Source organism: Streptomyces sp. NPDC059900 (assembly GCF_050270335.1).
In the GTDB taxonomy this organism is placed as follows: Bacteria; Actinomycetota; Actinomycetes; order Streptomycetales; family Streptomycetaceae; genus Streptomyces.
Genome location: NZ_JBNNJZ010000468.1, coordinates 1 through 6,530 on the forward strand (window position 1 = coordinate 1; position 6,530 = coordinate 6,530).

Here is a 6,530-nt window from a genome sequence, read left to right on the forward strand (position 1 = left end):
CGTCAGCGGCGCCCGGCTCGCGGACCACCTTCATGCCGCCCGTCGCGCTCTTGTCGGGGCGCAGGATGACGCTCTCCTTCGAGGACGGGGCCTTGGGGTCGCTGAAGTCCTGCGAGACGCCGAAGCCCGTGTCGTAGTCGCTGATGGTCAAGAGCGCCTTGTCGACGCCCTCACGCGTGAGGTCCTTGCTCTCGCACGCCTTCTTCAGCGCCTCGCCGAAGATGGACGCCGCGGTCCAGCCGGCGGTCACGCCGTTGTCCAGGGAGTCCTTCGGGTAGGCCGCCTTGTAGTCGGTGACCAGCTTCTTCGCCGCCGCGGTGTCGGCGCCGATCGGGAGGGTCGGCGAGGCCACGTAGTAGTTCTTGGCCAGGGCAGGGCCCGCCTGGGTGCCCAGGAGCTGGGGGGCGAACGCCGAGTTGTTGCCGATGATCGGCACGTCGAACTTGCCCGCCGCCGCGACACCCACAAGGGAGGCCGCCTGGCGGGGACCCGCACTGATGACGACGGCCTTCACGCCCGCCTTCTTCAGGGCCGCGACCTGCGCCGTCATGTCGTTGTCGGTCGCCTTGATCTTCTGCTCGACGACGGTGAGGCCCGATTTCTTCGCCATGTACTGCGAGCCCTTGAGGGCGTTCTCGCCGTAGTCGCCCTCGAAGTAGACATGCCCGAGCTTGTCGCCCTTCTTGAGGCCCTTCTCCTTCATCAGGAAGTCGATCGCGTTGATCGTCTCCAGGTCGTACGTCGAGCCGACGACCCGGACGTACGGGCTGCCCAGGAGGTTCGCCGACCAGGCCTGCGGCAGTACGAGCGCCTTGTCGGCGTCGACCCGCTGCTCGACCGCGGCGACGAACGGGGAGCCGATGAACTGGGCGAAGCCGAGGACCTCGGGCTCCAGCTCGGTGTACGCGGCGACCGCCTTCTGGGGGTCGTATGCGTGGTCGCGGACGGTCAGCTTCAGCTTGCGGCCGCAGATGCCGCCGTCGGCGTTGGTCTGCTTGACGTAGAGCTGCTGGGCCTGGGTGACGCTCTTGCCGAGGGTCGCGTAGACGCCGGTCATGTCGGTGAGCACACCGAGATCGATCGTCTTGGCGGAGACGCCGACGCCGGCCTTGACCCCGCCCGCGTCCTCCTTGTCGCCCTCGCCGTCCCCCGCCTTCGAGCTGCAACCCGCCACCGCGAGCAGCGCGGCGAGCGCCGTCGCCGCCGCGGTGGTCCTTTTCCTGTTGCGTGCATTGCGTGAACTCATTGTTCCTCCCCTGGAGTGTGGCCGGACTTCGGCCTGGAGCGCCGGGCGGCGATGCCGGCCAGACCGCCGGGCAGGAAAAGGACCACCGCCACGACGGCTGCGCCATACAGATACCGGGATGCCTCACCCGGTGTGATCCCGCCGGTGCCGGGGGCCGAGACCAGGGGCAGCGCGTCGCTGTACCGGGTCAGGAGCTGCGGGAGCAGGGAGACGACGGCGGCACCGGCCACCGCGCCCGCCACCGAGCCGAGCCCGCCGATGACGATCATGGCGAGGTATTCGAGGGACAGCGTGATGCCGAAGTAGTCCGGCACCGTGCGCTGGAAGACGAGGGCGAGCAGGACACCGGCGAGGCCCGCGTACATCGACGACAGGACGAAGACGCCCGCGCGGTAGCGGGCCACCGGCACCCCGATGACCCCGGCGGCGATGCGGTGGTCGCGGATCGCGTTCATGGCCCGTCCCGGCCGTCCGCGCAGCACACCGCGGGCGAAGAGCCCGCCGCCGACGAGCAGCACGAGTCCGAAGTACCAGAGCTTCTCCGACGCCCCGAACGGCACGGCGGCCACGACGACCTCGCTGTCGTCGAAGGTGATGCCGAAGATACTCAGGGGCGGTACGTCGCGTCCGTTGGAGCCGCCGGTCAGATCGTGCGCGTTGAAGAGCACGTGCTGCCCGATGAAGATCAGCGCGAGGGTCGCGATGCCGAGGTAGGCGCCGCGCAGGCGTCCCGCGATGGGGCTGAAGAGCCCGCCCGCGACCCCCGCGACACCGACCGCGAGGGCGGCCGCGATCCAGGTGGGAAGCCCGAGGCCGGTAAGCCCGCCCTCGCCCTCCCCCGCGAAGACGCAGTATCCGTACGCGCCGATCGCCAGGAAGAAGGCGTGCCCCATGGAGAGCTGGCCGGTCGCGCCGGTGAGGAGGTTGAGGCCGATCGCGCCGATGGCGGCCGCCATGGCGAACAGGCCCGCCTGGAGCCAGAACCGGTCGACGTAGAAGGGCAGGGCGAGCAGGAGCACGGTCCCCGCGATCCAGACGTACATGCGCGGGCGGGTCAGCCGGGTGCGGTTGCGGGAGCGCAGCTCGCGGCCGCGGGCCAGGACTTCAGACACGGGTGAGCTCCTTCGTGCCGAAGAGTCCGGCGGGCCGGATGAGGAGGATGACGGTCATCACGAGGTAGGGCGCGAGGTCGCCCAGGCCCCTTCCCAGGAAGGTGAGTTCGCTCTGGTAGCCGGTGGCGAGCGACTCGGTGACCCCGACGACGATCCCTCCGACGAGCGCGCCCGTGGTGGAGTCGAGCCCGCCGAGGATCGCGGCGGGGAAGGCCTTCAGAGCCGCCAGCGAGGTGGCCCGTTCGAGCCCCGGCGTCGGGAAGACGGTGAGGAAGAGCGCCGCCACGGCGGCGAGCCCTCCCGCGACCGCCCAGGCGCCCAGCGAGACCCGGCCGAGGCGCACGCCCATCAGGGCCGCGGTCTGAGGGCTCTCGGCGGCGGCCCGCATCGCCACGCCCCAGGAGGTGTAGCGGAAGGCGAGCAGGAAGACGGTGATGAGCAGCGCGGCGGCGACGAACGCGGCGATCCGTGTGTAGGCGATCGAGACCGACCCGATGGTGAGCACGGAGTCGCCCCAGGGGTCGCCGAGCGCGAGCACGTCGGTGCCCAGGCGCCGGGTGAGCTCGGTGGTGAGCAGGATGTCGACGCCGATGGTGACGATGGCCAGGACGCTGTGGTCGGAGCCGCGATAGCGCCGCATGACCAGGAACTCGATGGCTGCGCCGACGACGGCGGCGCCCGCTATGCCCACGAGCACCGCCGGCCAGAAGCCGATGTCGTCGTGGAGCGACGCGATGAAGTAGCCGCCCGCAAGGAGCAGCGAGGCGTGCGCGAAGTTCACGACTTCGGTGGCCCGGAAGATGACGACGAAGCCGAGGGCGATGAGGGCGTAGACGGAGCCCATCGAAAGGCCGTTGAGCAGGAGCTCGACGAAGGTGGTCATGAGGCGGCCTCCTCTCCCAGGTAGGCGCGCACGACCGCCGGGTCGTTCTGCACGGCCGCCGGGGCGCCGTCAGCGATGCGTTTGCCGAAGTCGAGTACGGTCACCGCGTCCGCGAGCCGCATCACCACCCCCATGTCGTGTTCCACCAGGACGATCGAGATTCCGAGGCTGTCGCGGACGCCCGCGATGACGGCGGCGGTGCGTCGCCGCTCGTCCGCGGTCATGCCCGCGACGGGCTCGTCGAGCAGGAGCAGCCGGGGCTCCATGCACAGGGCACGGGCCAGTTCCGCGAGTTTCTGCTGCCCGTACGGCAGGGAGCCCGCCGGGGCGTGGAGCTGGTGTTCGATGCCCACGAACGCCGCTATCTCCCTGACCCGCTCGCGATGCCGCCGCTCCTCGCGCGCGGCCGACGGCAGGCGCAGCCCCGCGGCGACGAATCCCGTGCGGGTCAGGCGGTGGCGGCCGAGCATGAGGCTGTCGGCGACCGTGGCGCGCGGCGGCAGGGCGAGGTTCTGGAAGATGCGGGCGACGCCGAGGCCCGCGATGCGGTGCGGAGGCATCGCCGTCAGCTCGTGCTCGCCGAGGCGGACGCTGCCGCCGGTGGCCCTGTACACGCCGGACAGGACGTTGAAGCAGGTCGACTTGCCCGCGCCGTTGGGTCCGATGACGGCGTGCACGGTGCCGGGCCTGACGGTGAAGCTGACGGCGTCCAGGGCGGTGAGGCCCGCGAAGCGGACCGTCAGGTCCCGCACTTCGAGGGCGGGCACGTCGTCCCTGTCCACGGCCGGCGCGTCGGGCGCCGTACGGTCCCCGGTCATCGCCGGCCCGCCCATCGCTCCAGGACCGGCAGTGCGCCGACGCCCCGCGAGGCGTCGGCCGCGGCGGTCTCGTCGACCACGCCGAGATAGCGGCGGCGCACCTCGTCGGACGCGGCGAGATCGTCCGCCGCTCCCGCGAGTGCCACCTCGCCGACGTCCAGGACGTACGCGCTCGACGCGAGGCGCAGCGCGAGGGCGGCGTTCTGCTCGACGAGGAGGACCGCGGTGCCCTGGGCGTTGATCTCCTGGATGGTGTCGGCGATGCGCGCCGCCATCAGCGGGGCGAGGCCGAGCGACGGTTCGTCCAGGAGCAGCAGCTTCGGCGAGGCCATCAACGCCCTCGCGACCGCCAGCATCTGCTGTTCGCCGCCGGACAGGAGCCCGGCCCGCTGGCCCGCGCGCTCGGCGAGGACGGGGAAGAGTTCATGGACCCGGCTCAGGGCCGTGGCCTTCGCGCCCCGGCTTCCCGCGGAGCCGAGCGCGCCCGCCCGCAGATTGTCGGCGACGGTCATCCGGGCGAACACCTGCCTTCCCTCCGGCACTTGGGAGACCCCGGCGGCGACGACCCGGTCCGGGTGCAGTCCGTCGATGCGCCGTCCGCCGAAGTGGATGGAGCCGGTGGTGAGCGCGCCCCGGTGGAAGCCGAGGGTGCGTGAAATGGCGCGCAGGAGCGTCGACTTGCCCGCGCCGTTGCCGCCGAGGACGGCGACCACGGCGCCGTCCGGTACTTCGAGCGACACCTGGCGCAGTGCGCGTACCGGTCCGTATCCGACCGACGCGTCCTGTACGACCAGTCCGGAACCACCCACCTGGGACCCCCTGTCCTCTGTCTGTCCTGCGCGTTGCTCGTCTGTCCTGCTCGTTGCTTGTCTGTCCTGCTCGTTGCTTGTCTGTCCTGCTCGTTGCTTGTCTGTCCTGCTCGTCGCGCCCGGCCGCCGGTGCCGCACGACCCGCCGCGTGGCGCTCACCCCAACACCGCCGCGCCCGCCCGTCCACGGCCTGCCGCCGAATCGCTGCGGGTGACCAGCGGGACCGGCCACCCGTTGTGCACGGGCACAACACCGCGTGTCAGGGGCCTGCCAGAGGTGGTCGGGCGATGGCATCCTCCGCAGCACGAAGACACGGACGGCGGCGGCGATGGGGGTTCCATGAGCGGACGCAGACCTCGTACGGGCCACGACTGGAAGGTGCTCGAGGAGGCGTGCGCCGCGCTGCTCCCCCGCATCCCCGATCTGGTGGACGAACATCTGCGGCAGCTCTTCGAGCACTCGCCGGTGTACGCGCGGGTGCTTCCGCACGATCAGCAGTGGCGGGAGGCGGAGGAGGCGATGCGGATCGGCATCGAGACCATCTCGGCGCCACGGGCCTCGCCGCGCCGCGATCTGGAGTACGCGGAGGAGGCGGGCCGGCGCCGGGCCCAGCAGGGGCTGCCGCTCGACCTGGTGGTGCATTCGTACCGCAGCGCGGGCTATCTGGTCTGGGACTCGCTGCTGGACGGCGCCGCGGGGCAGGACCCGCAGAAGCTCGCGGTCCTGATGCGGTCGGCGACGATGGTGTGGTCGGCGGTCGACGCGCAGGCGGCGGCCGCCTCCGACGCGTATCGCGCCACGGAGATGGAGCTGCGGCGGCGCACCGACGAGCAGCTTCAGGCACTGCTCGACGCGCTCCTGGAGGGCCAGTCGGGGCCGGGGCTCGCCTCTCAGGTGGCTGCGGGGCTCGATCTGCCGGAGCGGGGGCCGTACGCGGTGGTGGTGCTGCGCGCCGAGCGGCGGGACGGGCGCGCCGCGTTCCACCGGCAGATCCAGCGGGCCGGGTTTCGCTTCGTCTGGCGGATGCGGACGGACCGGGAGGTGGGGGTGGTGGCGCTCGGTGACGCGGAGGGCCTGGACGAGCTGGCCGCGGCGCTCGATGGGCGGTGCCCCGGGCCGGGCGGGATCAGCCCCGTGGTGGCGGGACTCGCCGAGCTGGGGCACGCGCGGCGGCTCGCCGAACTGGCGCTGCGTACGTGCCCGCCGGACGCGGCCGGGATCGTACGGCTCGACCAGCGGATGCCGACAGCCCTGGTGGTGAGCCAGCCGGAGCTTGCGGGGCGCCTGGTGTCGGACGTGTTCGGCGAGGTGCTCGCCCTGGAGCCGGCCGACCGGGCGGTGCTCCTGGAGACGCTGGACGCGTGGCTGCTGTGCGAGGGGTCAGCGGGCCGGGCCGCGGGACGCCTGTACTGCCACCGCAACACGGTCTTCAACCGCCTGCGCCGCCTGGAACAACTGACGTCCCGCTCCCTGGCCCGCCCCCGGGACCTGATGGAGATGACACTGGCCCTGGACGCGTATCGGCTGGCGCCGGGCTGAAGCGGGGTCTCTGCTCGCGGCGGCTGGGCGTGCCGTCATCACCGGCTCCGCCGGGCTCTTCCTCAAGCGCCGGACGGGCTGATTCAGCCCGTCCGGCGCTTGAGGACATCTTGTCGGGGGTCC

6 protein-coding genes and 1 pseudogene are annotated in these 6,530 nt (G+C 71.9%); 1 reads left to right on the top strand and 6 read right to left on the bottom strand.

Annotation, left to right across the window (positions count from 1 at the left end):
• The 6 genes and pseudogenes from ACQKIP_RS36370 to ACQKIP_RS36395 all read right to left on the bottom strand — a co-directional run.
• Positions 1 to 1,246 (bottom strand): ABC transporter substrate-binding protein (locus ACQKIP_RS36370; protein WP_427745121.1); only part of this gene is annotated, 1,246 nt, incomplete at its 3' end.
• Complete coding sequence (locus ACQKIP_RS36375; RefSeq protein WP_365855831.1) at positions 1,243 to 2,289, bottom strand: branched-chain amino acid ABC transporter permease; 1,047 nt, start codon at positions 2,287 to 2,289, stop codon at positions 1,243 to 1,245. The genes ACQKIP_RS36375 and ACQKIP_RS36370, both read right to left, overlap by 4 nt.
• A gap of 61 nt (positions 2,290 to 2,350) precedes the next feature.
• Positions 2,351 to 3,241, bottom strand: coding sequence for a branched-chain amino acid ABC transporter permease (locus tag ACQKIP_RS36380; protein WP_365855757.1), 891 nt, complete (start codon positions 3,239 to 3,241; stop codon positions 2,351 to 2,353).
• Complete coding sequence (locus ACQKIP_RS36385) at positions 3,238 to 3,507, bottom strand: hypothetical protein (RefSeq protein ID WP_427745122.1); 270 nt, start codon at positions 3,505 to 3,507, stop codon at positions 3,238 to 3,240. The genes ACQKIP_RS36380 and ACQKIP_RS36385 overlap by 4 nt, the downstream gene beginning before the upstream one ends.
• 21 nt (positions 3,508 to 3,528) lie before the next feature.
• Positions 3,529 to 3,993 (bottom strand): annotated as a pseudogene (locus ACQKIP_RS36390) (ATP-binding cassette domain-containing protein); the annotation flags it as partial.
• A gap of 62 nt (positions 3,994 to 4,055) precedes the next feature.
• Positions 4,056 to 4,868, bottom strand: a complete 813-nt coding sequence (locus tag ACQKIP_RS36395) for an ABC transporter ATP-binding protein (protein ID WP_365855761.1) — start codon at positions 4,866 to 4,868, stop codon at positions 4,056 to 4,058.
• Between the two features lie 339 nt (positions 4,869 to 5,207).
• Between ACQKIP_RS36395 and ACQKIP_RS36400 the strand changes: the two genes are divergently transcribed.
• Complete coding sequence (locus ACQKIP_RS36400; protein WP_365855763.1) at positions 5,208 to 6,407, top strand: PucR family transcriptional regulator; 1,200 nt, start codon at positions 5,208 to 5,210, stop codon at positions 6,405 to 6,407.
• Positions 6,408 to 6,530: the final 123 nt, after the last annotated feature.